Annotated in this window: 23 protein-coding genes; 10 read left to right on the top strand and 13 right to left on the bottom strand. The window is 66.4% G+C overall.

The genetic code is table 11. The features are described 5' to 3' along the window. Positions 1 to 9 precede the first annotated feature (9 nt). From BTO20_RS29470 to BTO20_RS29515, 10 genes are read right to left on the bottom strand one after another with little or no spacing between them, the layout of a single operon-like run. Entirely contained in the window at positions 10 to 1,038 is a 1,029-nt protein-coding gene (locus tag BTO20_RS29470; RefSeq protein ID WP_087079436.1) for an acyl-CoA dehydrogenase family protein, read from the bottom strand. Beyond that, positions 1,035 to 2,213, bottom strand: a complete 1,179-nt coding sequence (locus BTO20_RS29475) for an acyl-CoA dehydrogenase family protein (RefSeq protein WP_087079437.1) — start codon at positions 2,211 to 2,213, stop codon at positions 1,035 to 1,037. The genes BTO20_RS29470 and BTO20_RS29475 overlap by 4 nt, the downstream gene beginning before the upstream one ends. Then, complete coding sequence (locus BTO20_RS29480) at positions 2,210 to 3,100, bottom strand: acyl-CoA dehydrogenase family protein (protein ID WP_087079438.1); 891 nt, start codon at positions 3,098 to 3,100, stop codon at positions 2,210 to 2,212. Before BTO20_RS29480 ends, BTO20_RS29475 begins: the two co-directional genes overlap by 4 nt. Continuing rightward, complete coding sequence (locus BTO20_RS29485) at positions 3,097 to 4,245, bottom strand: acyl-CoA dehydrogenase family protein (protein WP_087079439.1); 1,149 nt, start codon at positions 4,243 to 4,245, stop codon at positions 3,097 to 3,099. The genes BTO20_RS29480 and BTO20_RS29485 overlap by 4 nt, the downstream gene beginning before the upstream one ends. Before the next feature lie 8 nt (positions 4,246 to 4,253). Then, on the bottom strand, positions 4,254 to 5,399 hold the full coding sequence (locus tag BTO20_RS29490; protein ID WP_087079440.1) for a CaiB/BaiF CoA transferase family protein: 1,146 nt from the start codon (positions 5,397 to 5,399) through the stop codon (positions 4,254 to 4,256). After that, positions 5,392 to 6,324, bottom strand: coding sequence for an SDR family NAD(P)-dependent oxidoreductase (locus tag BTO20_RS29495; RefSeq protein ID WP_087079441.1), 933 nt, complete (start codon positions 6,322 to 6,324; stop codon positions 5,392 to 5,394). The genes BTO20_RS29490 and BTO20_RS29495 overlap by 8 nt, the downstream gene beginning before the upstream one ends. Next, positions 6,321 to 8,156 carry a flavin-containing monooxygenase gene (locus tag BTO20_RS29500; protein WP_087079442.1) on the bottom strand — a complete coding sequence of 612 codons (1,836 nt, stop codon included), beginning with the start codon at positions 8,154 to 8,156 and terminating at the stop codon, positions 6,321 to 6,323. The genes BTO20_RS29495 and BTO20_RS29500 overlap by 4 nt, the downstream gene beginning before the upstream one ends. Continuing rightward, complete coding sequence (locus BTO20_RS29505; RefSeq protein WP_087079443.1) at positions 8,153 to 9,325, bottom strand: LLM class flavin-dependent oxidoreductase; 1,173 nt, start codon at positions 9,323 to 9,325, stop codon at positions 8,153 to 8,155. Before BTO20_RS29505 ends, BTO20_RS29500 begins: the two co-directional genes overlap by 4 nt. Before the next feature lie 9 nt (positions 9,326 to 9,334). Next, a complete protein-coding gene (locus BTO20_RS29510) occupies positions 9,335 to 10,654 on the bottom strand; it encodes an aromatic ring-hydroxylating oxygenase subunit alpha (RefSeq protein ID WP_087079444.1) in 1,320 nt (439 codons plus the stop codon). Positions 10,655 to 10,674: 20 nt separating this feature from the next. Further along, positions 10,675 to 11,523 (bottom strand): SDR family NAD(P)-dependent oxidoreductase, encoded by an 849-nt coding sequence (locus tag BTO20_RS29515; RefSeq protein WP_087079445.1) that lies wholly within the window; start codon positions 11,521 to 11,523, stop codon positions 10,675 to 10,677. A gap of 144 nt (positions 11,524 to 11,667) precedes the next feature. Between BTO20_RS29515 and BTO20_RS29520 the strand changes: the two genes are divergently transcribed. The 10 genes from BTO20_RS29520 to frdD all read left to right on the top strand — a co-directional run bounded on the left by BTO20_RS29520 (position 11,668) and on the right by frdD (position 21,452). Further along, complete coding sequence (locus BTO20_RS29520) at positions 11,668 to 13,257, top strand: SMP-30/gluconolactonase/LRE family protein (RefSeq protein ID WP_087079446.1); 1,590 nt, start codon at positions 11,668 to 11,670, stop codon at positions 13,255 to 13,257. Between the two features lie 140 nt (positions 13,258 to 13,397). Next, the gene (locus BTO20_RS29525) at positions 13,398 to 14,135 is read left to right on the top strand and encodes a GntR family transcriptional regulator (protein ID WP_087079447.1); all 738 of its coding nucleotides are present in this window, start codon (positions 13,398 to 13,400) and stop codon (positions 14,133 to 14,135) included. Beyond that, a complete protein-coding gene (locus tag BTO20_RS29530; protein WP_087079448.1) occupies positions 14,132 to 15,619 on the top strand; it encodes an AMP-binding protein in 1,488 nt (495 codons plus the stop codon). Before BTO20_RS29525 ends, BTO20_RS29530 begins: the two co-directional genes overlap by 4 nt. 1 nt (position 15,620) lies before the next feature. Beyond that, the gene (locus BTO20_RS29535; protein WP_087079449.1) at positions 15,621 to 16,394 is read left to right on the top strand and encodes an SDR family NAD(P)-dependent oxidoreductase; all 774 of its coding nucleotides are present in this window, start codon (positions 15,621 to 15,623) and stop codon (positions 16,392 to 16,394) included. After that, positions 16,391 to 17,881 (top strand): acyl-CoA synthetase, encoded by a 1,491-nt coding sequence (locus BTO20_RS29540; RefSeq protein WP_087079450.1) that lies wholly within the window; start codon positions 16,391 to 16,393, stop codon positions 17,879 to 17,881. Before BTO20_RS29535 ends, BTO20_RS29540 begins: the two co-directional genes overlap by 4 nt. A gap of 77 nt (positions 17,882 to 17,958) precedes the next feature. Beyond that, positions 17,959 to 18,201: a hypothetical protein gene (locus BTO20_RS29545; RefSeq protein WP_083164979.1), complete on the top strand. Its 243-nt coding sequence runs from the start codon at positions 17,959 to 17,961 to the stop codon at positions 18,199 to 18,201. Positions 18,202 to 18,223: 22 nt separating this feature from the next. Continuing rightward, positions 18,224 to 19,963, top strand: a complete 1,740-nt coding sequence (gene frdA / locus BTO20_RS29550; RefSeq protein WP_087079451.1) for a fumarate reductase (quinol) flavoprotein subunit — start codon at positions 18,224 to 18,226, stop codon at positions 19,961 to 19,963. 6 nt (positions 19,964 to 19,969) lie between these two features. Then, positions 19,970 to 20,722, top strand: a complete 753-nt coding sequence (locus BTO20_RS29555; RefSeq protein WP_087079452.1) for a succinate dehydrogenase/fumarate reductase iron-sulfur subunit — start codon at positions 19,970 to 19,972, stop codon at positions 20,720 to 20,722. After that, positions 20,719 to 21,099, top strand: a complete 381-nt coding sequence (locus BTO20_RS29560) for a fumarate reductase subunit C (protein ID WP_087079453.1) — start codon at positions 20,719 to 20,721, stop codon at positions 21,097 to 21,099. Before BTO20_RS29555 ends, BTO20_RS29560 begins: the two co-directional genes overlap by 4 nt. Beyond that, entirely contained in the window at positions 21,096 to 21,452 is a 357-nt protein-coding gene (gene frdD, locus BTO20_RS29565) for a fumarate reductase subunit FrdD (protein ID WP_087079454.1), read from the top strand. Before BTO20_RS29560 ends, frdD begins: the two co-directional genes overlap by 4 nt. A 68-nt stretch (positions 21,453 to 21,520) precedes the next feature. Here the strand turns inward: frdD and BTO20_RS29570 are convergent, their stop codons facing one another. The 3 genes from BTO20_RS29570 to BTO20_RS29580 all read right to left on the bottom strand — a co-directional run bounded on the left by BTO20_RS29570 (position 21,521) and on the right by BTO20_RS29580 (position 24,597). Next, positions 21,521 to 21,967, bottom strand: coding sequence for a type II toxin-antitoxin system Rv0910 family toxin (locus tag BTO20_RS29570; protein ID WP_087079455.1), 447 nt, complete (start codon positions 21,965 to 21,967; stop codon positions 21,521 to 21,523). 3 nt (positions 21,968 to 21,970) lie between these two features. After that, a complete protein-coding gene (locus BTO20_RS29575; RefSeq protein WP_087079456.1) occupies positions 21,971 to 22,150 on the bottom strand; it encodes an antitoxin in 180 nt (59 codons plus the stop codon). 71 nt (positions 22,151 to 22,221) lie between these two features. Further along, on the bottom strand, positions 22,222 to 24,597 hold the full coding sequence (locus BTO20_RS29580) for a cation-translocating P-type ATPase (RefSeq protein WP_087079457.1): 2,376 nt from the start codon (positions 24,595 to 24,597) through the stop codon (positions 22,222 to 22,224). Positions 24,598 to 24,640: the final 43 nt, after the last annotated feature.

Raw genomic sequence — 24,640 nt, forward strand, 5'->3', positions numbered from 1 at the left:
AGCGGCACCCTACTGGTACCGCTTCGCGAGCCGGGCCCGATGGGCTGCAGAGGAGCCGAACAGCGAGCGGTTGAGCGCGGCCCGTTTGAGGTAGACGTGGACGCCGCTCTCCCACGTGTAGCCGATGCCGCCGTGCAGTTGCATGGCCTTGCCCGCGACCTCAACCGCGGTATCGCATGCGTAGGCCTTGGCCATGGCTGCCGTCATCTCGTTGGGGTCGTTGACCGCGGACGTCACCAGCTGCCGCGCCACCGAAATCCGCACCAGCATGTCGGCACAAGCATGCTTGACCGCTTGGAACGCACCGATCGGTTGACCGAACTGGTGGCGCACGCCGACATAGGACACCGTGGCGTCGAGCATCGCTTGTGCGAGTCCCAGGCTGTCGCAGGCCACGGCCACGGCTGCGCGGTCCCGCAAAACCTGCAGCCGCGCGTGCGGATCTCCATCGAACCGCCACACCGCGGCGGCGTCGACCTCGACCCCGTCGGCGGTCACGGTGGACAGCCGGCGAGTCTCGTCGAGCACCGGCTGTTCCTCGATGCGTAGACCGACGGCAGCCGACGCGACGTCGACGAGCACCGGCTCTCCGTTCGAGTCGCTCGAGGGCAGCAGAAGACGTTGTGCGACAGCCGCATCCGGTACAAACGTGGCGTGCCCGTGAATGCGCCAGCCGAGCCGGGTGGTGGCGAGTTCGAATTCCCGCGGGCATTCCTCGGCGGGCAAGGCGAGCGCGACTCTGGTATCGCCCGTCGTCGCATCCCGCAGTAGTTGGTCGCGGAACTCGCTCGACTGCGCGGCGAGCAGTGCGCCGATACCGAGCACCGCACCGCCCAGATAGGCGGTGGACGCCGCGGCCCGACCGATTTCCTCACAGATCACCGCGACCTCGGCGAACGTGGCACCGGAACCGCCGAACTCGTCAGGCGCGTCCACACCGACCCAGCCGGCCTGCACGAGCAGCGGCCAATCGGTGTCTTTGGCCAGGAGATCCTGTGCCACCGAGCGCAGTTCGTCATGCAGTTCTGTGAAACTCATCGGGGCAATCCCAATCCCCGCTCACCGATGATGGTGCGCTGGATCTCGCTGGCCCCACCCGGGATGGTCCATTCCCAGGATCCGATGAAGTCGAGCATCCAGTTGCCGGATTCCCAGCCGCTGGATGCCGGTTTGGTCAGAACGGCCTGTGCGGGCAGACCGCCGATCTCGGCGCCGAATCCGGTCATCCGCTGCAGCAGTTCGCTGTAGTAGAGCTTGACGATAGACGCATCGGCCGGGCCGGTCTGCCCCGTCTCGCTGCGTTCCACGAGATCGCGGCACAGCCCACGCAGGCCGGCGAGTTCGATCTCGAACTGCGCCAGGCGATCCGCGACCCAGCTGTCCTCGACCGGGGTACACGCCTGCACGAGCCACCGGAATCCCGCATTGCTCAGCCGCTCGGCCAACTCCAGCATCGTCATGCCCCGCTCGGTTCCCAGGGTGGCCTGGGCGACCTGCCAGCCTTCGTTGACGGCACCGACCAGGTTGGCCTCGGGGATCGCGACATCGTTGAGGAAGATCTCGCAGAAGTGCGAATCGCCGACGGCATTGCGGATCGGCCTGACCTCGATGCCCGGTGTGGTCATGTCCATCAGGAAGTACGAGATGCCTTGCCGTTTCGGCGCATCCGGGTCGGTGCGGGCCAGCAGCAGGCACCAGTCCGCGTGCAGCGCGCCGCTGGCCCAGAGCTTCTGCCCGTTGACCACGAACGTGTCGCCGTCGCGTCTCGCGCTCGTCCGCAGCGCCGCCAGGTCGGAGCCGGCCTCGGGTTCGGAGAAGCCCTGAACCCAGATCTCGCCGTCGAGGATCGCGGGCAGGTGCCGGCGTTGTTGCTCATCGGTTCCTGCGGCGAGCAGGGTCGACGCGGCGTGGTGGATACCGACGAACGCCAGTACCAGGCGCGGAGCGTCGTGCGCGGCGAGTTCCTGGTACAGCACGATCTGCTGGGGCACACTCATCGGCCCTTGTGCTCCTCGCGTCCGCAGTCCGCCGCCCCATTCGGCGGGCCAATGCGGCACGGCGTAGCCGGCGCTGTGCAGCTCGGCGAACCAGGACTTCTGGAAAGCCACGAATTCCTCGTCGCTGATCCCGGTTTGGGCCGTGCGCCAGTCGGTGGGGACGCGTTGATCGCACCAGTCCCGGACCGACGTCCGGAATGCGTCGAGTTCGGTCATGAGAACAGCCCGGTGAGCCCGCGACGGCCGAGACGTCGGGTGAGGATGTCGCGGGTCCGGGACACTCCGAACGGCAAGCGGCGCAACGGCTGACTGTAGCGCGACAGCCAGGACAGCGTGGTCTCATCGCAGAAGCCGACCGCGCCGTGCAGTTGGTGGCATACCCGGAAGACCACCTCGGCAGCTTCGATCGCAGCGAGCCGCAGCGCCAGCGCATCGTTGATCGCGGTTTCGGTGTCGGAGGTGGCCAGACTCCACAGCGCGTACTTGGCCAGGATGTCGGCACCGCTGCGCTCGACCTCGGCGTCGGTCAGCTGGAACTGGACACCCTGGAACGATGACAGCGTCTGCCCGAACTGCCTGCGCAGGCTCACATGTGCGACGGTCACGTCGATGGCGCGGTCGAGCATGCCGAGCAGGGTCCAGCACGGCAGCACCAAACCCAGTGCGACGTCGGCGACTCCGTCGTTGGCCGTCAACTCCAACGCCGTGGTGAAGGCCGGTCCGCCCGCGCCGAGGCGGGCGACGCGGCTGCGCCGACCGTCCAATGCGGCCGCGGGCCAACCGGTATCGAGACCGGCCAGCGGCGCTTCGGGCGCGCTGTCGGAGACGACGACTACGCCGGCCAGCCGTTCGGCCACCGGGTAGGGCAATGCCCAATATCCGGCGCTGCGGCACAACGCCGCGGCCGCCTCCAGTGCATCGGGATCGCTGCGAGGTTCGAGCTCCCACGCGCCGAGCCCGTCCAGCACCGACGCCACCAGCGCTTCGCGGGTGTCGGGTTTCGCCTCCGCCTGCTGCAGCAGCTGATCCCCGCCCGCTGCTTCGAAAGCCCGAAGAGCCTGGCGGCCAAATTCTTTGGCGTCCTCGCTGAGATCGAGAATCACGTTCGGGCCTCCGCCAGCATGGCCCGGGACAACAGGATGCGTTGCATCTCGATGCTGCCCGAGGACACCGTGGAGGCCTGTGCGTAGCGCCAGTGGTCCTCGACTTCTTGACGGAAGTATTCGCACTCGCCGCGTGGCAGCGCCGCCACGATCTCCATGAGTACCTCCGCACTGTCCTGATCCAGCTTGGTCACGGCGATCCGATAGGCCGCCGTGTCACCGGGTTTGACACGCCCGGTGTTCTGCAGCGACACCACGCGGTAGGCCATGAGCCGGGCTCTTCTGCAGTGCGTGAGCATGCGGGCCCAACGTCCGCGCAGTTCGGCCGGCAGGTCGTCCCATGCGTCGCCGAGCACCGCGGGCGCGGCCTGCAGCAGCTTTTCGCACCTGGCGTAGCGCGCGATACCGACCCGTTCGAACGACATCACGTCCTGCACGATCGACCAGCCCTTGTCGACCGTGCCGAGAACATCGGCTGTGGTCACCTTGAGCTCGTCGAAGAACACCTCGTTGAGATGGTGCGGGCCCATCATGGTGCGGATGGGCCGCACGGTGATGGCCGGATCCGACATGGGCACCAGGAAGATCGTCAGGCCGTGTTGTTTCTTCTCACCTTTGGAGGTGCGGGCCAACAGGAAGCACCACTGCGCCACGGTGGCGTACGACGTCCAGATCTTCTGCCCGTTGATGCGCCAGCCGTCGCCTTCTCGGCGCGCCGAGGTCCGCAGCGATGCCAGGTCCGACCCGGCCTCCGGTTCGGAAAAGCCTTGGCACCAGATCACTTCGCCGGTGGCGATGGGTGGCAGGTGGGTGCGCTGCTGCTCCGGCGTGCCGTGCCGCATGATGATGGGGCCCACCCAGTTGACTCCCATGTACTGCGCGCCGCGGGGTTCGTGATGGGCCCACATCTCCTCGCGTACGACGGTCTGCTCCCACACCGAGGAGTCACCGCCGCCGAATTCCCCGGGCCACGACATGCACAGCAGATGCCGCTGCGCCAGGGTTCGGCAGAACCTCTGCGCCACATCGAGGTCGGCTGGATCGTCGGTGAACGCGCCCAGGAAGTCGGCCGGTATCTGTTCGGCGATCAGCCCGCGTAGTTCGCCGCGCAGCGCGGTGGCCGCTTCACCCAGATCGAAGTCCATTGATGGTCCTAACCGGTCTTGTGCTCGAGTTCAGCCAGTATCGCGGCGGTGTGGGCACCCAGCTCCGGTGCGAATCCCTGGATGCGGCCGGGGGTTTGGGAGAACCAGGTGGGCACGCCCGGGAACCGCACCGGCCCGTACGGGCTGTCGACGGTCTCGAACAGGCCGACCGCGTTGAGGTGTTCATTGTCGAACAACGCGTCCGGCGTGTGCACCGCGGCAGCGGGAATCTCCAAGTCCCGGAACAGTTGCAGCCATTCGTCTGTGGTGCGTTCCTTCAGCGTCTGCGCCAGCAGGCCGTACACGGTGTCGATCTGGTGGGCCCGCTGCTCGAGCGTCGCGAATTGCGGTCCGTTCCACGGCGGCTGCACGCGCTCGATGAACGCATTCCAGTGCTTGTCGTTGTAGATCAGCGCCGCGAGCTGACCGTCCTTGGTCTCGTAGGGCTTGCGGTTCGGTGCGACCGCGCGCGGGTAGACCGCGGAGCTCAACGGCGGATCGAACATGGCGCCGTTGGCGTGCTCGACGAGCATGAACGAGGCCATGGTCTCGAACATGCTGACCTCGACCTCCTGGCCCACACCCGTACGCTCGCGGTGGAACAGCGCCATCATCGTGGCGTACAGCGCGGTCAGGCCCGCGACCTTGTCGGCCATGATGGTGCCGACGTAGCCGGCCTCGCCCGTCAATTGCTGTTGCACGGCGGGCAATCCGCATTCGGCCTGGATGGTGTCGTCGTAGGCAGGGCGATCGGCGTCCGGCCCCCGCCGGCCGTAGCCGTAGCAGTTGGTGTAAACGATCGTCGGTTTGATCGCCGCGACGTCGTCGTAACCGAAGCCGAGTTTGACGATCGCCTTGGACCGCATCGAATGAATGAACACGTCGGCGGTGGTGACCAACGCCCGCAACGACTCCCGGCCCGCCTCGGTCTGCAGATCCAGCACGATCCCCCGCTTGCCACGGTTGACGTTGGCGAACACGCCGCTCATGCCCGGTGCCGGGCCGACCGAGATGTAACGCGTGTTGTCGCCTTGGGGCGGTTCGACTTTGATCACCTCAGCGCCCATGTCGGCCATGATCTGCGTGCAATACGGGCCCATCACCATGGCGGTGAGATCGACCACCCGTACGCCGCGCAAAGGTCCACTAGACATGGGCGCGCCCATCGCTGCTCTGCGTGTCCGCGGCCCCGAAGCTGTAGCGGATGTGTTCGGCATGACCCTCGGGGACCACCGGAAAGGTCACCGGTGTGCTCAGGTCCCGGATGGCGTCGATGTCGCCGGCGACCTCCTCGACCGTCCACTCCGGCCGGTAGACCCCCGGTGATTCCGCGACAACGGCACGAGCCACCCGCCCGGCGATCGCGACGAACACTTCCCCGGTGACACTGCAGGTTTCGTGCGCAAGCCAGCCCACCACAGGTGCCACGAGATCAGCCCCCATCGGTGGATAGGCCGACGTGTCGAGGCCCTCGGCCATGCGCGTGACGGCACCGGGCACGATGGCGTTGCACGTCACGCCCTCAGCGGCGCCCTCGAGTGCGACGACGTTGCACAGCCCGAGGATGCCGGCCTTGGCCGCCGCATAGTTGGCGACTCCGTGATTTCCGTAGAGGCCACCGATCGAGCTTGTCAGCACGATCCTGCCGTAACCGGCGGCACACATGAGCGGAAAAGCCGGCCGCACAACATGAAATGCGCCCCGCAGGTGAACGTCGAGCACCGCATCGAAGTCGTCGTAGCTCATGTCCTTGAGCGACGCCCGCCGCACGATGCCGGCATTGTGGATCAGGATGTCGATGCGGCCGTAGGTCTCGAGTGCGGTACCGACGATGGCCTCGCCACCGGCGGCCGTGCCGACCGTGTCGGTGTTGGCGACGGCGGGTCCACCGGCCGCGCGGATTTCGTCGACCACCGCGTGCGCGGGGCCGGGATCGTTGCCGTCTCCGGTGAGGCTGCCGCCGGGATCGTTGACGACCACCTTGGCCCCGAGCGATGCCAGCAGCAGCGCGTACTCGCGGCCCAAGCCGCGGCCGGCTCCGGTGATGACGGCGACCCGATCGTCGAAGCGCAGGTTCACGTGGTTTCCAGGCCTTCGAGATCGCCCTTGTCCCGCCACCGCTTGAGCAGATCCCCGAACGCGTAGAAGCCGGGGCCGTACGGCTCACCGAGGTGTGAACGGATGCCCTCGCCGCCTCCGCCACCTTCGTTGTTGTAGTAGCCCGGTGTGCATTCGGCGTCGAACGCCGAGGTGTCGATGTAGGACTCCTTGATGGTCTGGCACCAGCCGTCCTGTGCCTGCCGGCTGGGTTCGACCGTGGTGATGCCGCGGCTGAGCGCCTCGGCGATCACGTAGGCGATGTGTTCGCCCTGCAGTTCGTAGTTCGCCGCGATGTTGGCCGAGATGCCGACCTGGGTGAAGCCGGTGAAGAACTGGTTGGGAAATCCACGACTGGTCATGCCGTGCAGCGTCTTGTAGCCGTCGGCCCACGCGTCATACAGCGACAGACCGTCACGGCCTTTGATGGTGTCGATCGAGTAGCGCCTGCTGATCTCGGTGGTGATCTCGAATCCGCTGGCGAAGATGATGCAGTCGACGTCGTATTCCCGGCCGTTGGCGACGATGCCTGTGGCGGTGATGCGTTCCACGCCTTTGGCTTCGGACACGTCCACCAGGGTGACGTTGGGCCGGTTGAAGGTCGGCAGATAGTCGTCGTTGGAACATGGCCGCTTGCACAGGAACCGGTAGTACGGCTTGAGCGCCTCGGCCGTGTCGGGATCTTCGACCAGCGCCTCGATTCGACGACGCAGCCGCTCCATGACCTTGTAGTCCTCTTCTTCGCGCAGACCCATGAACTGCTCGGGCGTCATCGCCGTCGGATCCGGCAAGGCCAGTACCCGGGCTGCGGTGTTGCGCCCCAGCTCGGTCCAGAAGTCGCACACCAGATCCGGCTGGCCCAGTGCCATGCCCTCGAAGGTCCAGGCGTGGAAGTTGCGTTGACGTTCCTTCTGCCAGCCGGGCTGCAGCGTTTTGACCCACTCGGGGTCGGTCGCGATGTTGTTGCGTTCGTCGACCGTGGACGGAGTGCGTTGAAACACGTACAGGTGCTGAGCATCTCGCCCCAAGTACGGGACCAGCTGCACACCCGTGGCGCCGGTACCGATCAAGGCGACCTTCTTGTCGGCCAGCTTGTGGAGTCCGCCGGAGCTGTCGCCGCCGGTGTAGTCATAGTCCCACCGCGACGAGTGGAACATATGTCCCTCGAAATCTTTGATACCGGGGATACCGGGCAGCTTGGGCCGGTTGAAGGATCCTGAGCCCATCACCACGAACCGGGCCCGGATGTCGTCGCCACGGTTGGTGCTGATCCGCCACCGCTGGATGTCGTCCTCCCACCGCAAGTCCTTGACCTGGGTGGAGAAGATGGCGCCGTCGTAGAGCCCGTAGTGCTTGCCGATGTTGCGGCAGTGCTGCCAGATCTCCGCCCCGTCGGCGAACTTCTTGCTCGGCATGAAGTCGAGCTCTTCCAGAAGGGGTATGTAGCAGTAGGACTCGTTGTCGCACTGGATACCCGGATAGCGGTTCCAATACCAGACCCCACCGAAGTCTCCGCCCATCTCGATGATGTGCACGTCCTCGACGCCGGCCTTCTTCAAGTAGGCACCGGTGAGCAGACCGGCGAAACCACCACCGAGCACGGCCACGTCGATGTCGACGTCGATCGAGTCCCGCTCGACATACGGGGTGTGTGGGTCGACCTCGCCGAATGCGGAGAACTGCTCTCCGGTCTGCAGATACTGCCGGGAACCCTCTGTGCGCAACCGCTTCTCACGTTCGGCGCGGTACTTCTCCCGCAGCGCCGCGATGTCGATGTCGGTGGGGGTATCGGTGGGCCCGCAGTCGTTGGTCATACGTTGGCCTTCTCCGGCAGCGCAGCGGGGTGCAGCGGGGCGTCCATCTCATGAACGGCGGGCAGCACCTCTTCGGCGAACAGCCGGACGCTGTCAAAGGCCTTCTCGTACGGCATGGTGCCGAACTGCGGGACGATGGTGACCTCGCAGAACGAGCACGCCTCCTGCGCGGCCTTGAGCTTGTCGAACACGGTCTGCGGCGTGCCGATCAGCAGGTTGGAGGCGTGGTATCCGGGTGGGCCGCCCTTCTTCTGATTGCCGACCTCCGACGCCAGCAGAGCGGTGGCGCTGGCCTCACGTGCGGCGTAGGCCTCATACCCCTTGACGCCCTGGAAATTCGACGCGTCGGCAAAGCCGTAGTGGACGTTCACATCCCGGTTGGCGGTCCAGATCCACTCTTCGGTTTGAGCCACCTCGTCTTCGGAGCCCACGCAATACATGAACATCACGTTCTTCGGCTGACACGGGCCCAGGCCCTCCTCGGCACGGAAGGTGTTGACCTTGCGGACCTCCTCGCCGGCATCGCTGATCGGCTTGTTGCCGACGAACAGCGGCACCATGCCGCGTCGGGACAGGATCTCCAGCGATTCCGCGGTGGAGGACGAGCTGTAGATGCGGTCGAACAGATCCGCGCTGATCGGTTCGGGGCGCAACGACATCTCCGGGAACGAGAAGATCTTGCCGTCGTAGGAGAACCGCTCACCGGAGAACGCGAGCTTGAGGATGTCCAGCGTCTCGTTGAATCGGTCGCGGCTCTCCTCGCGCGGAACGCCGACGGCGGCGAACTCGGCCTTGGACACGCCACGACCCAACCCGATGGTGGTGTAGCGGCCATTGGAGACGATGTCGAGGTAGGCGATCTGGGTGGCGAGCCGGATCGGGTTCCACCACGGCACCACGGCGACGAAGGTGCCGAGGCTGACCCGCTCGGTGCGCCCGGCGAAGTAGGTGAGCGCCTGAATCGGGTTGGGTGTCATGCCATATGGCGTGCCATGGTGCTCGGGGAACCAGATCCCGTCAAAGCCCAGTGGTTCGGCGAGATCGCCGAGGGCCAGCGCCGCCTGCACGCACTTGTAGTCGGGTGTGACGGGCGGGCTGGCGAAGTCGCCGGCGAGCACGCGCTCCCAATCGTGGGAGTTCTGGGCCCCGGTACCGAGGTTGACCTTCATGTTCTCTCCTCACTGGATGTCCTGGGGTGCTCCGACGCCCATGTACTTCGACAGTTGGTAGTGCAGGTTGACGGTGCTGCGTTCGCGGTAGGGGTTGGGTTTGGTTCCGGGGAAACCGGCCGATTTCATGCCCCGTTGGACGGCGGCCATGTTGGAGAAATCCTGGGGTAGCACCGACAGCCAGTCGGGGCTGTCGGCCGGGGTGTACACCCATTCGGTCTGGGGTTCTTGGCCTTTCGGGTACAGCTCGAAGACTGACACCTCGAAGATGCACTTGTCGGGGTCGTAGCTCGGATCGGGGCGGGCGCTGTAGCACAGGGCGCTGGTGAGTCCCTGTCCGATCTGGAAGTTCGGGAAGAGCTGCCACGCGGTGCCACTCTGGCCCAGGATGTCGGGCGGGATGGTCGGCCAGATCACGCCGCGCGCCTCGTCATCGCGCCGGGCGGAGATCAGCCAATGCTCGAGCACCTTGTCGGCCGGGGTGCCCTCGGGCAGTTCGTCGACCAGTCGCTTGGCGGCGTTGACCAAGGTCTGCGTGGTGGTCGCGTTGGTCTCTTCCATGGTGTAGACCTGCATCTCCGCCGTCGAGATCCGCGGATCCCCGGTGCCGAGCCGGATCTTGGACTTGGTCTCCTCCAGATCGTCCGGGGCGTCGTAGCCGATGTTGGAGTGCCGGCCCTGCGCTTTCGCCCAGCCCTTGAACTCGCCGAACTTGTTGAACTCCGGATGCGTGGTGAACACGTGGTAGGTCTCGTTGAAGGCCTCCATCGCGACTTTCCAGTTGCAGTCGAAGTTCAACCATTTGCGCCACTTGTAGCGCATGGTCCCCAGTCCGAACGGGTCGAGGATCTTGGCAGCGGGAAAGAGGAAGTCCGCCAATGGTTCCGGGTCAGGGTCCATGTTGATGAACAGCCAGCCGCCCCAGGTGTCCACATGGACACGGCCGAGCCGGGTGTTCTCCCGCGTCAGCGCACCCTGCCAGTCGTCCTGTTCGCGGATGTGCGTGCAGGCCCCGGCCAGGTCGTAGGTCCAGCCGTGGAATCCACAGACGAACGACTTGCGGGTGCGGGCACAGGCGTTCTTGGCGCCCTTCGGGGTGTCGATCAACCGTCGACCGCGGTGCATGCACACGTTGTGGTGGGCGGCGAAGTCGTCGGCGCCGGTACGCACGACGATGATCGAGTCGTCGAGAATGTCGTAGGTGAGGTAGCTGCCGACTTCGGGCAGGTCCTCGACGCGGCCGACCTGCTGCCACACCTTGCGCCACAACCGGTCTCGTTCGGCGCGCGCGTAGTCCGGTGAGGTGTAGGCGTCCACGCCGATGGTCATGGGCGTGGATAGCTCTTCGGTCACTGGTGCCTCCTCATGGCGGCGCGAAAGTCGTCGTCTTTCAGGAACACTGAGGTGTTGTCCGCACCGAGATGCGTCCACCGCAGGTTGAGCCCGCCGTCGACCAGCAGGGTCTGGCCCGTGATGTAACTCGACAGATCCGACAGCAGGAACAGGATCGCGCCTGCCTGTTCCTCGGGTGTGCCGCGCCGTCCCATGGCGATGGCGCGGCGGTCGCGCTCCGGATCGGTGTCGACATACGTTGCCGAGGCGGCTGTTTCGGTGACGCCGGGTGCGACGGCGTTGACGCGGATACCGTCGGCGGCGAGTTCGGCGGCCATGGTCCGGGTGGCTGCGACGATCGCGGCCTTCGCGGTGCCGTAAGCGATGTGGTACGGCGCGGTGTTCATGCCGCTGATCGATGACACCGAGACAATCGAGCCTGCGTTGCCCTGCGTCCGGATCTCCGCCGCGACGGCCTGGCTCATGAAGAACATGGTTTCGAGGTTTGCCGTGAACAATTCCCGCCAGTCGGCCCGGGCGACCCGTGTTGCCGGCATCCACGTCGACGGCGCGGCGCCACCGGCGACATTCACGAGGCCGTACAGCGGCCCTCCGGCACGGCGCGCCTCGTCGAGCACGATGGCGATGCCGGCGTCGGTCGCGGCGTCGGCAACCACCGGCAGCACGGCCAGGCCCTGGTCGGCCAAGGGCCCGACATGGGCGTCGAGGTTGTCCCGCGATCGGCTGACCGCGATGACGGTGGCGCCCGCCTCGGCAGCCACCCGCGTGACGCTGGTGCCGATGCCACCGCCACCAGCACCCGACACCACCACGACACGGCCGGCCAAACTCAGCGAACTGTCCACAATCGGCCTATTTGTCCGGACAACATATGTTGCTCTTCATATGAGAGAATACTATTCCGCAGGGATTATTCACCCGTCAAGGGCCCGATCAAGGAGAAGTCGGCCTATTGTCTGGACTACAACCGCTTGCTAACGTCCGACATCATGAGCCCGGATGCGCGGTACCCGTCGACCCCGTCAACGGACGCGGGCTGGCACTTGCAGCGCATCACCGCACCGAGTCGGTTGTTCGGCGCGAACGGCCTGCGCACCGGGCCTGACGGCCGCATCTATGTCGCGCAGGTGACGGGCAGCCAGATCAGCGCGGTCGATGTCGACACCGGACGCGTGGAAACCGTCAGCGCCAAGGGCGGCGACATCATCGCGCCCGACGACGTGGCGTTCGACACGGACGGGAACCTGTACGCCACCGAGGTCATGGACGGCCGGGTCAGCGTGCGCGAACGCACGGGCACCACCCGGGTGCTGCGCGACGATGTGCCGTCGGCCAATGGCATCACGTTCGACCGCGGCCGGCTGTTCGTCGGGGAATGCCGCGCCGGCGGCCGTCTGATGGAGTTCGATCTGGATGGCGGCGCTCCCCGGGTACTGCTGGAGAACGTGCCGTCGCCCAACGCGATGGAGGTCGGCCCGGACGGGATGTTGTACTTCCCGGTGATGGGCGCCAACGAGATCTGGCGCATCGACCCGGCCGGGGGCCAACCGCAGGTGGTCGCCGCGGGTCTCGGCGTCCCGGACGCGGTCAAATTCGACGCGCACGGATTCATCGTGTCGACGCAGGTGGCCAGCGGCCAGGTGGTGCGCATCGACCCGCGCACCGGCGATCAGAGCGTGCTGGCCCAGCTTTCTCCCGGCCTGGACAACCTGACCTTCGTCGACGGTCGGCTGTTCGTGTCCCACTTCACCGGGGAGATCACCGAAGTCACGCCCTCGGGCACGTCGACGCTGCTGCCGGGCGGACTGAACTGGCCGCTGGATCTGACGGTCGACAGCGACGGCGACCTCTACGTCGCCGACGGTACCTACTTCTACCGAGTGGGTGCCGACGGTGAACTGCAGACCGCCGGAATGCTGTTCACCGCGGGGTACCCGGGCTTTCTGCGCGGCGTAACTGCTTGTGGTCCAGGAGAATTCGTGGTCACCACGGCGGCCGATACGGTGGCCCGGTACCACCCGGGCGCGGCCGAGAGCGACGTCATCGTCGCCGGCGTGGATCAGCCCTACGGCGTGGCGCTGGCACCGGACGGAACGCCGGTGGTGGTCGAGCAGGGCGCCGGGCGCCTGCTGGCGATCCGCGCCGGCGCGGTGGACGTGTTGGCCGACGGTCTCGACCACCCTGTCGGGGTGGCCTTCGGGCCCGACGGCGCACCGCTGGTGTCGGTCGCCGGGGCCGTGGTCCGGGTGGCCGGCTCGACCGTCGCACCACTGGTCGACGGGCTGGACACGCCACAGGGGATTCTGGTTCACGACCAGGCGCTCTACATCGTCGACGCCGGCGCCAAGGAACTCATCGAGTACGACCTTGGCACCGCGCACCGCCGCACCATCGCCACCGGGTTACCCGTGGGCCCGCCACCGGGCGTGGTGCCCAAACCGCTCAAGGGCATGCCGCCGTTTTCCGGGCCGCAGGGCCCGTTCGCCGGGATCACCGCCGGAGCCGATGGGACGCTGTATGTTTCGGCCGACGGCGACGGCAGCGTGCTGGCGCTGCGCCGTAGCGGGATCGCGTCATGACCGAGCCAGCGAGAAGCGAAGCGGACCGCGTCATGACGGAGCCAGCGAGAAGCGAAGCGGACCGCGTCATGACGGAGCCAGCGAGAAGCGAAGCGGATCGCGTCAATGACGGAGCCAGCGAGAAGCGAAGCGGATCGCGCATGACAATCAGCCCCACCGAGCACCGCTACCTGCAGGTGGCACGCACCCTGCGCAAAGAGATCGTGGACGGCGTGTACCCGGTCGGCTCCCAGCTCCCAACCGAACACGAACTGTGCGAACGCTTCGAGGTGAGTCGCTACACCATCCGGGAGGCGTTGCGGCGGCTGCGCGACGACAACCTGGTGTCCTCGCGACCGCGCGCCGGCACGCTGGTGGTCCCGCGCGCGGCGACGAATTCCTATGCCCAGGACGTGATGTCGATCAACGATCTGCTGGCATTCGCCACCGGGGCGCAGTTCACCATCGAATCCAACGCCATGGTGACCATCGACGACGACATGGCCGAGCACACCGGCCTGGCGGTCGGTGAACAATGCCTGGCGGTCCGCGGCTACCGCCAGATCGACGGCGCACCCGTGTGCTGCACCGAGTACTACATCAACCGGACATTCGCCGCGGTCGGCAGGCTGCTGCAGCGACACAGTGGACCGATCTTCCCGCTCATCGAGGACCTGTTCGGGGTGAGCATCACCGAGGTGCACCAGGAGATCTCTGCCGTGCTGGTGACTCCGGGCCTGGCGGCGGCGCTGAACGTTGCCCCGGCCAGCGCCGCGCTGCGGATGCTCCGCACCTACACCACCTCCGACGGTGAGGTCGCGCAGGTGACCGTGAACACCCACCCGTCGGATCGGTTCCGGCACTCCATGACCATGCGGCGGGTCAAAGGGCAGCCGTGAGAACCCTGGCCGACGCTCTGACCGAAGCGGCCCGCGACACCCCGGACCGGGTACTGCTGATCGACGGCGACGTGCAGCTCACCTGCGACCAATTACATTCGCGGGCAACCGGCTTGGCGTATCACATGGCACACCGGATGCCGTCCGGCAGCGTCGTCTCGTTCATGCTGCCGAACTGGCACGAGGCCGCCGTCATCTACCTGGCCGCCACGCTGGCCGGCATGGTGGTCAACCCGATCCTGCCGTCGCTGCGGGACCGGGAACTGCGGTACATCCTCGACGACGCGGACAGCCGAATGATCTTCATTCCAGGGCAGTTCGGCGGACACGACTACGCGGCAATGCTGACCCGGGTGAGCACCGAGCTGACCTCGCCACCCGACATTGTCGTGGTCCGCGACCACGCCGAACTGCCGACCGGACGACCCGTACCACTGCCGAGCCTCGACCCCGCCGCGGTGCGCATGATCCTCTACACCTCGGGCACCACCGGCCGTCCCAAAGGGGTGCTGCACAGCCATGATTCGATTGCCGCGCTGATCGGGCAACTGCGCGTGCACTGGATGGTGGAACCCGGCGACACGTTCCTGGTCCCCTCCCCCATCGCCCACATCGGCGGATCCATCTACGCGTTCGAATGTCCGCTGCTGTTGGGCAGCACCGCGGTGCTCATGGACCGGTGGGACGCCGATCGCGGAGTCCGATTGATGACCGACCACAGGTGCACCCACATGGCCGGCGCGACACCGTTTCTCGAGCAACTGCTGGCCGCCGCCGACCATGCAGGCACCCGGCTGCCCGATCTGAAGGTGTTCATCTGCGGCGGGGCGTCGGTGCCCCCCTCGTTGATCCACCGCGCCACACGCTATTTCGGCAACGCCGTGGTAACCCGGGTGTACGGCTCGACCGAAGTGCCGGTGACCACCGTCGGTTCACTGCGCCCCGGGGACATCGACCACGCCGCCGAGACCGACGGACGCGCCGGTGCCGCCGAGATCAGGCTGGTGCGCGGCGAGATCCGGGCCCGCGGCCCGCAGATGCTGCTCGGCTACCTCCACCCCGAGGACACCGCCGCGGCATTCGACGCCGACGGCTTCTTCCGCACCGGAGACCTCGGCCAGTGGCTGGACGGCGACTACCTCGTGGTGACCGGACGAGCCAAAGATCTCATCATCCGCAACGGCGAGAACATCTCCCCCAAGGAGGTGGAGGACGTCCTGGTGGGCGAATTGGACATCGCCGAGATCGCGATCGTGGGACTGCCCGACGAGCGCACCGGGGAACGCGCCTGCGCCGTCATCGTGCCGGCGTCGGGTCCCGGCCCGGATGTCGCCGCGGTAGGGCGCCTGCTCGCCGAGCGCGGTCTGGCGAAGTTCAAAACTCCCGAACGCGTGGAGATCTGGCAGGCGCTGCCCAAGAACGCCGCGGGCAAGGTGTTGAAGCACCAGATCCGGACGGCGCTGCTGGCAGGGAGGAACGACTGAGATGCGGGTAGCGATCGTCACCGGGGCCAGCAGCGGCATCGGCTTCGGCTGCGCCGTCACCCTGGCCGAGGCCGGCATGGCAGTACTGGGGACCGGGCGCGACGAAGCACGGCTGGCCGAGTTGGCCGCGGCCGTCGGCGACCCCGACCGGGTCGCGACGCTGTCGGTGGATCTGACCGACGACGACGCACCGCGTCGCATCGTCGACACCGCGTTGTCGCGGTGGGCGCGCATCGACGTGCTCGTCAACAACGCCGGGGTCGGCAGCCCCAAACCGCTGCACGAGACCGACGACGAAACCCTGGACTATTTCCTCGGTGTGATGCTGCGGGCACCGTTCCGGCTGGCGCGCGAGGCGATACCGCACCTGATGCCCGGGTCGGCGATCATCAACATCACCTCGACGTTCGCGGTGGTGGGCGGGCTGCGCGGCGGGGCCTACTCGGCAGCCAAGGGCGGATTGACGGCGTTGACCACGCATATCGCCTGTCAGTACGGCGCGCAGGGAATTCGGTGCAACGCCGTCGCTCCCGGCGTTACCGTGACCCCCATGGTGGCCACCCGGCTCGAAGACGAGAGATTCCGCAAGATCAACACCGAGATGACTCCGCATCAGCGGCTCGGCCGGGTCGAAGACATCGCGGCGACGGTGGCTTTCCTGTGCTCGGACGGAGGCAGCTTCATCAACGGGCAGACCATCGTCGTCGATGGCGGCTGGAGCTCGACCAAGTACCTGTCCGAACATGCGTTGACCTCAGAATGGGTTGTGCGGTGAATCTTTTCGACGTCCTGGACCAAGCGGCGGCCCGGTTCGGTGACCGGGGCGCGGTGTTCTGCGGGAGGCGTCAACTGTGCACATGGTCGCAATTGCGCGACCGGGTGCTGCGGCTCGCGGCGTCGCTGCGGCACCATGCGGAGCGCGGCAGCAGAATCGCGGTGGCCAGTGAAAACCGGCCGGAAATCGTGGAACTCATGTTCGCCATCTGGGCCGCCGAGTGCGTCTTCGTCCCGATCAACTACAAACTGCATCCGCGCGAGATGGCCGACATCGTCGGCGACTCCGGGGCGTCACACGTCTTCGCGTCGGCCACGATCGCAGCCGGGCTGGACCCGGCCCTGGACCGGGCGCGAGCGGGCCAGACACCACCGGTCGAGGTGATCGGCGCAGACACCTACACCGCGCGCTTTGGCACCGATCCGGCCACGCTGCCCGATACCGACCCGGAGCAGCTGGCCTGGCTGTTCTACACCAGCGGAACCACCGGAAAGTCCAAGGGCGCCATGTTGTCCCATCGCAACCTGATGGCGATGACCGTTGCCCACCTCGCCGACATCGACGACCCGGACGAGAACTGCAGTCTCATCCACGGTGCCCCGATGTCGCACGGGTCAGGCCTTTATGTCGCGCCCTACATGCTGCGCGGGGCCCGGCAAGTGGTCCCGGAATCCGGCTCGTTCGACCCGGCCGAGTTCCTGGAATTGTGCGACCACCACCCGGGTGCGTCGGCGTTCCTGGCGCCGACCATGGTCCAGCGGCTCGTCGAGACCGGCCGTCCCGCACCGCAATCCCTACGCACCATCGTCTACGGCGGCGGTCCCATGTATGTCGACAGCATGCGCAAGGCGCTGGACGCGTTCGGTCCGGTGTTCGCCCAGATCTACGGCCAGGGTGAATCACCCATGACCATAACCGGGTTGCGCCGCGCCGACCACGTCGATGCGGACGACTCCGTGCTGGGCTCGGTCGGCTACGCCCGCTCGGGAATGCACGTCGCGGTGCTGCGCAACGACGGCAGCCATGCCGGCATCGGCGAGATCGGCGAAATCGTTTGTCGCGGCGACGCCGTCATGTCTGGTTATTGGAACAATCCGGCGGCCAGCGCCTCGACCCTAAGGGGCGGCTGGCTCTACACCGGTGACATGGGTTCGTTCGACGAGCGCGGCTACCTCACCTTGCGCGACCGGTCGAAGGACGTGGTGATCAGCGGCGGTAGCAACATCTATCCGCGAGAGGTGGAAGAGGTGTTGCTGACTCATCCCGGCGTCGTCGAGGCGTGCGTCGTGGGAGCCCCCGACCCCGACTGGGGCGAGATCGTGGTGGCCTTCGTGGTCGGGGACGCTGACGCGGGCGCACTCGACGCGCATCTGCTCGAGCGCATCGCGCGGTTCAAACGGCCGAAACGGTACGAATTCGTCGACGCGCTACCCAAGAACAGCTACGGCAAGGTGCTCAAGCGAGAGTTGCGCTCCCGGCTCACCTAGGGGATGGCGCCTGGGTCTTCACGGGAATACCATTATGTGACCTGCATCACATGCCTCACACCTGAGGAGGCGGGGCAATGGCCGCAACGACCACACATTTCCCCAGCCAGAAGGCTCCGTGCGGGCGCGCGGCAGCGGGCGATCACCACATCGAGAGCGATGACGACGGTCTGAGCTTCGACGATGTCAGGTTCTCCTGCGGCTGCCGCGAAACCCGTCACACCTACCACGACGGTTGCATACACGTGCGGACCGTCCGCCACGACGGCAAAGTTCTGCGCGACGAGCGCTCCACCGAACACGAGGCTTTCGAAGTGTGAGCGTCTGCAGTGAGGCGCTGCAATGACGGCCTCGTACAACATCGTGGTGATCGGCGGGGGCGGCGCCGGTCTGCGCGCCGCGATCGCCATCGCCGAAACGGACCCGAAGCTGTCGATAGCGATCGTGTCGAAGGTGTACCCGATGCGCAGCCACACCGTCTCGGCGGAAGGTGGCGCAGCAGCCGTCGTCGGCGCAGACGACACGCTTGACGAGCACGCTTACGACACCATCTCCGGGGGCGACTGGCTGTGCGATCAGGATGCGGTGGAGGCGTTCGTCGCCGAAGCCCCGCGCGAGCTGCTGCAGCTCGAACACTGGGGCTGCCCGTGGAGCCGCACCGACGACGGGCACATCGCCGTGCGGGCGTTCGGCGGCATGAAGAAGCTGCGCACCTGGTTTGCCGCCGACAAGACCGGATTTCACCTGTTGCACACCCTCTTTCAGAGAGTGCTGAGTTATCCGGACATCGTCCGCTACGACGAGTGGTTCGCCACCACCCTGCTGGTCGACGACGGTGTGGTGCGCGGCCTCGTCGCCATCAAATTGGCAACCGGCAGAATCGAAACCATCCTCGCCGATGCGGTCATCATCTGCACCGGAGGCTGCGGACGGGTGTTCCCGTTCACTACGAACGCCAACATCAAGACCGGAGACGGTATGGCACTGGCGTTTCGGGCCGGCGCACCGCTGAAAGACATGGAATTCGTCCAGTACCACCCGACCGGGCTGCCGTTCACCGGGATCCTCATCACCGAAGCAGCTCGCGCCGAGGGCGGTTGGCTGCTGAACAAGGATGGCTACCGGTACCTGCAGGACTACGACCTGGGAACCCCGACGCCCACCCCCAAGTTGCGCAGCATGGAGCTCGGGCCGCGGGACCGGTTGTCCCAAGCCTTCGTCCATGAGCTCGACAAGGGACGTACCGTCGAAACCCCATACGGCCCCGTCGTCTATCTCGACCTGCGGCATCTCGGCGCGGAGCTCATCGACACCAAGCTGCCGTTCGTACGGGAACTGTGCCGCGACTACCAGCACGTCGACCCCGTCACCGAATTGGTGCCGGTGCGCCCGGTGGTGCACTACATGATGGGCGGTGTGCACACCGACATCCATGGTGGCACACCGGTTTCCGGCCTGTACGCCGCCGGCGAGACCGCGTGCGTCAGCATCAACGGCGCCAACCGGCTCGGCTCCAATTCCCTGCCCGAACTGTTGGTGTTCGGCGCGCGGGCCGGTCACGCCGCCGCCGAGTACGTGGCAGGCAAGCCGTCCGGCTCCTCGGCGGTAGCGACGCAGGCCCGCACCGAAGAACAACGCCTGCAGCGGGAACTACAGCGCCACAGCGACGGCACCGACCGGATCGCCGACATCCGAACCGAGATGCAAACCATTCTCGAAACGGCCGCAGGCATCTACCGCGACGGGCCGACCCTGGCCAAAGCCGCCGAACAGATCCGGGCCCTGCAGGAGCGGTTCGCGGTCGCCGGCCTCGATGACCACAGCCTGACCTTCAACACCGAGCTGACCGGACTACTCGAACTGCACGGAATGCTCGATATTGCGCAGACCATCATCGAATCGGCGCTGCAGCGCACCGAATCCCGCGGCGCACACCAACGCACGGACTTCCCCGGCCGCAACGACGAAGAGTTCCTGGCGCACAGCCTGATTCACCGGAAGCCGGATGGCTCGACACGCGTCGACCTGCTGCCGGTCACGATCACGCGCTGGCCACCGGGCGAGCGCGTGTACGGGAGGTGAGACGACATGGCCGAGACAGCAACCGACCGAATTGTCATGGAAGTGGCCCGGTATCGACCGGGCACCGACACCGAACCGGTGTACCAGTCCTACGAGGTGCCGGTCACCCGGGAATGGGCCGTACTGGACGGCCTCAACTACATCAAGGACCGGCTCGACGGGACGCTGAGCTTCCGCTGGTCGTGTCGGATGGGGATCTGCGGCAGCTGCGGGATGACCATCAATGGCGACCCCAAGCTGGCGTGCGCGACCTTTCTCGTCGACTACCTGCCGGGCCCGGTGCGGGTGGAACCCATGCGCAACTTCCCGGTGATCCGCGATCTCGTCGTCGACATCAGCGATTTCATGACCAAACTACCCAAAGTCAAACCCTGGATCATCCGCGACGACGAACAGCCTCCGGACAGTGAATACCTGCAGACACCAACCGAAATGGCGGAGTACAAGCAATTCAGCATGTGCATCAACTGCATGCTGTGCTACTCGGCGTGTCCGGTGTACGCGCTCGAGCCTGCGTTTCTCGGGCCGGCGGCCATCGCGCTCGGCCAGCGCTACAACCTCGACTCCCGCGATGAGGGAGCAGCGGATCGCGCCGACGTGCTGGCCGCCGCCGACGGCGCCTGGGCCTGCACGTACGTCGGTGAATGTTCGACGGCGTGCCCGAAAGGGGTCGATCCGGCGGGCGCCATCCAGCGGTACAAGCTCACCGCGGCAACACATTCCGTGAGAGACCTGGTCCTGCCGCGGGGTGCCCGATGACCGCAAGTGCCTACCGCCAACCGGTGCCCCGATTCTGGTGGGTGAAACGCCGGTCCTATCTGCTGTTCATGCTCCGGGAGCTCAGCTGCGTGGCCGTCGCGTGGACGGTCGTGTTCCTGCTGGCCGGGGTGGCAGCCATCGCCGGCGGCGATGTCCAGGGTTTCCTGGATTTCTCCGGGCGCCCGGTGGTGGTACTGCTGAACATCGTCGCGCTGGCTTTTCTGCTGCTGCACGCCGTCACCTGGTTCGCACTGGCCCCACGCGCGATGGTGGTCCATCTGGGCGGACGCCGGGTGCCGTCGAGCACGGTGCTGGCCGGTCATTACGGCGCGTGGCTGGTGGTGTCGGCCGTGATCGTCTGGGTGGTGCTGGCATGAGGACCTCCGCGCGCCGCACGCCCGAGCCGTACTTCTGGCTGCTGTTCTCCGCAGGCGGCATGGTGGCCGCGTTGACGCTGCCGATCCTGGTGCTGCTGTTCGGCGTGTTGGTTCCGCTCGGCGTGGTCCATGTGGACCCCGCACATCTGGAGGCCGTGGTGCGCAATCCGGTGACCAGGATCGTCCTGGCCGGCGTCTTCGTGCTGGCACTGTTCCACGCGGCGCACCGGTTCCGCTTCACCGTCGAGCACGGGCTGCAGCTGGGCCGGTTCGACGCTGTCATTGCGGTGTGTTGTTACGGCGCAGCGGCTTTGGGGTCGCTCGCGGCGCTGTGGATCGTGCTCACGACATAGCGCGAGCAGACACGTAAGTCCCGCAACAGCGGCGTGTCGCGGACCTATGTGTCTGCTCGGCGGGGAACTTACGGGGCGTAGAGGGCCTTGAACTTGTTCAGGGACTCCTGAATGTCCCCCTTGAGGGCCGCCGCCACCACCATGCCGATGGGCCCGAACAACGCCGGACCACCGAGGTGCACGTCGAACGTGACGCTGGCGCCGGTGCCGCCGTCGACCGTCGCCGGCTTGATCTTTCCGATCAGCTTGACCTTGACCCCGCCCCGGCCGTCACCGTTAAGGGTCAGCGACTGCGGTGGCTTGTAATTGACGAGCGTCCACTTGACGCGGTTCAACATGCCCTTGACCTCGACGATCGAGTCGATGACCGTGCCCTTTTCCAGAGTTTCCGGCAGCTTCGACCGCCACGCCCGGTGAATGCTCAACCACTCGTCGTACCGGGACAGGTCGGAGGCGTACTCCCATGCCTTCTCGGGCGGGAGTGGAACATCAATGGAGACAGAAAGTTTCGCCATAGGTTACTGCGTCGGTTCGTCCTTGTGGATGGCGTTCTTGGCGGCATCCTGTGCCTTGTCCACAACGCCAGAAAACTTGCCCTCGGTCTTCTCGTCGACCATGTCGCCTGCCTTGTCGATCGCGGATTCCACCTTGTCGGCGTTCTGCGCCAGCAGATCCTTGGCCTTGTCCAGGAAACTCATGTGCCCACCCTATCGCTTGAGATTCGGCTGAAACGCGGCACGCATTTCGCTGCCAGTCTGCCGCGTCTCAGCTATCTCCACAAGCGACGCCGTTCGCCCAGCACAGCGCCCTGTACCCACCACAGCAGCTCGATGAGCAGGGCGCCGATCAGACCGATCCCGAGCGCCACTGAGGTGACCCCAAGGTTGGACGGATCCAGCATGAACAGGCGCTGGGCCAGCGGCAACGAGAAGATCACCACGTAGGCCAGGCCCGAGACCGCCACCAGAGCGATCCGCCACCACTCATACGGCCGGGCCACGACCGAGAGCACCCACAGCGAGGACACCAGCAACGTGATCAGGGCGGCGGTGGAGGCCTGCATCTGCTCGGTTTCGCCGGCCTCGCGGCCCTGGTAGGCGATCAGATACGAGACGAAGGTGGCAATGCCCACCACGAGCCCCGACGGCAGGGCCGCCGTCATCACGCGGCGCACGAAACCGGGGTGCGCCCGCTCGGTGTTGGGCGCCAGCGACAGGATGAACGCCGGGATGCCGATGGTGAACCACGCGGCGATGGTGACGTGGATGGGCTGGAACGGGAACAACAGCGGATCGGTGCCGAAGAACCGCGACGACAACCCGGCGCACGCCACCAGAATGGCCAGCAGCACCGAGTAGACGGTCTTGGTCAAGAAGAGGTTCGACACCCGCTCGATGTTGCCGATCACCCGGCGGCCCTCACCGACCACATACGGCAGCGTCGCGAACTTGTTGTCCAACAGCACGATCTGCGCCACGGCCCGCGACGCCGAGCTGCCGGAGCCCATCGCGACGCCGATGTCGGCATCCTTGAGCGCGAGCACGTCGTTGACGCCGTCACCGGTCATCGCGACGTTGTGACCGCGCGACTGCAGGGCATGCACCATCGCGCGCTTCTGATCCGGCCGCACCCGGCCGAACGTCGTGTACTCCTCGAGCGTTTCGGCCAGCTGCTCGGGTTCGTCGGGAAGCCTGCGGGCATCCATGGTTTCGCCGTGCAGGCCCAGCGTGGCGGCCACCGCGCCCACCGACACCGCATTGTCCCCGGAGATCACCTTGACCGCGACGTGTTGGGAAGCAAAGTATTCCAAGGTGTCTCGGGCGTCGGGCCGCACCCGCTGCTCCAACACCACAAGCGCGGCCGGGGTGACGGTCCCCGGGGCGCGGGCATCGTCCACCGGCAGATCGGAGGACCCGAGCAGCAGCACCCGCAGGCCCTGCGCGCCGATCTGCTCAGCCTCCTCAGCGACCGGAGAAGCCGGGTCCAGCAAGACATCCGGTGCGCCGATGACCCAGTTGCCGTGCTCGCCGTAGGACGAACCGCTCCATTTGGTGGCCGACTTGAAGGGTGCCGTCGCGGTGGCCGTCCACCCCGGCGGCATCCGGTACGCCTCGCCGATGGCGGCCATGCTGGCATTGGGCCGGGCATCGTCGGCTGCGAGTTGGGCCAGCACCTCCGCCACGTCTGAACGCTCGAGCGTCTTCAGATCGCTGACCCGCATACCGTTCTCGGTCAGGGTCCCGGTCTTGTCGGCACACACCACGTCGACCCGCGCCAGCCCCTCGATCGCGGGCAGTTCGTTGACCAGACACTGTCGCTGACCCAACCGCACCACGCCGACCGCGAACGCGATCGAGGTCATGAGGACCAGGCCTTCCGGAACCATCGGCACCAAGGCACCGACCATGCGCAGGATCGCATCGTGCCAATCGGCCCGGGTGGTGAACAGCTGCGTGTAAATGGTCAACAGCCCGGCGGGCACCAGCAGATACGTGATGAACTGCAGGATCTTGTTGATGCCGTTGCGCAGTTCTGATTTGACCAGGGTGAATTTGGACGCCTCTTCGGCGAGCTTGGCGGCATAGGCCTCGCGCCCGACCTTGGTGGCCCGGTAGGCACCGCTTCCGGCCACCACGAAGCTGCCCGACATCACCGTGTCACCGACCCGCTTGACGATCGGGTCGGCCTCGCCGGTGAGCAGCGACTCGTCGACCTCGAGATTGGCCTCCTCGAGCACCTCGCCGTCGACGACGATCTGGTCGCCCGGCCCCAGCTCGATGATGTCGTCGAGCACGACCTCGCTGGGCGCGAGTGGCTTGCTCCCGGATTGCCTGCGCACCTTGGGTTTCGCCTGCCCGACGATGGCCAGCTTGTCCAGGGTCTGCTTGGCCCGCAGCTCCTGGATGATGCCGATGGCGCTGTTGGCGATGATCAGCAACCCGAACGCGCCGTTGATCACCGAGCCGGTGGACAACACGATGAGGAACAGCACACCGAGGATGGCGTTGATGCGGGTGAAGACGTTGCCCCGCACGATCTCCGAGACGCTGCGCGCGGCGCGGGTCGGCACATCGTTGGTCTTGCCTTCGGCGACCCGCTGGGCGACTTCGGCATCGGTCAGCCCGGTGGCTGTCATCGTCGTCATCGCGGCTCGATCTCTTCGCGCAAGCGGCTCATCGGTGCTGTCT

It is taken from the genome of Mycobacterium dioxanotrophicus (assembly GCF_002157835.1).
GTDB lineage: Bacteria > Actinomycetota > Actinomycetes > Mycobacteriales > Mycobacteriaceae > Mycobacterium > Mycobacterium dioxanotrophicus.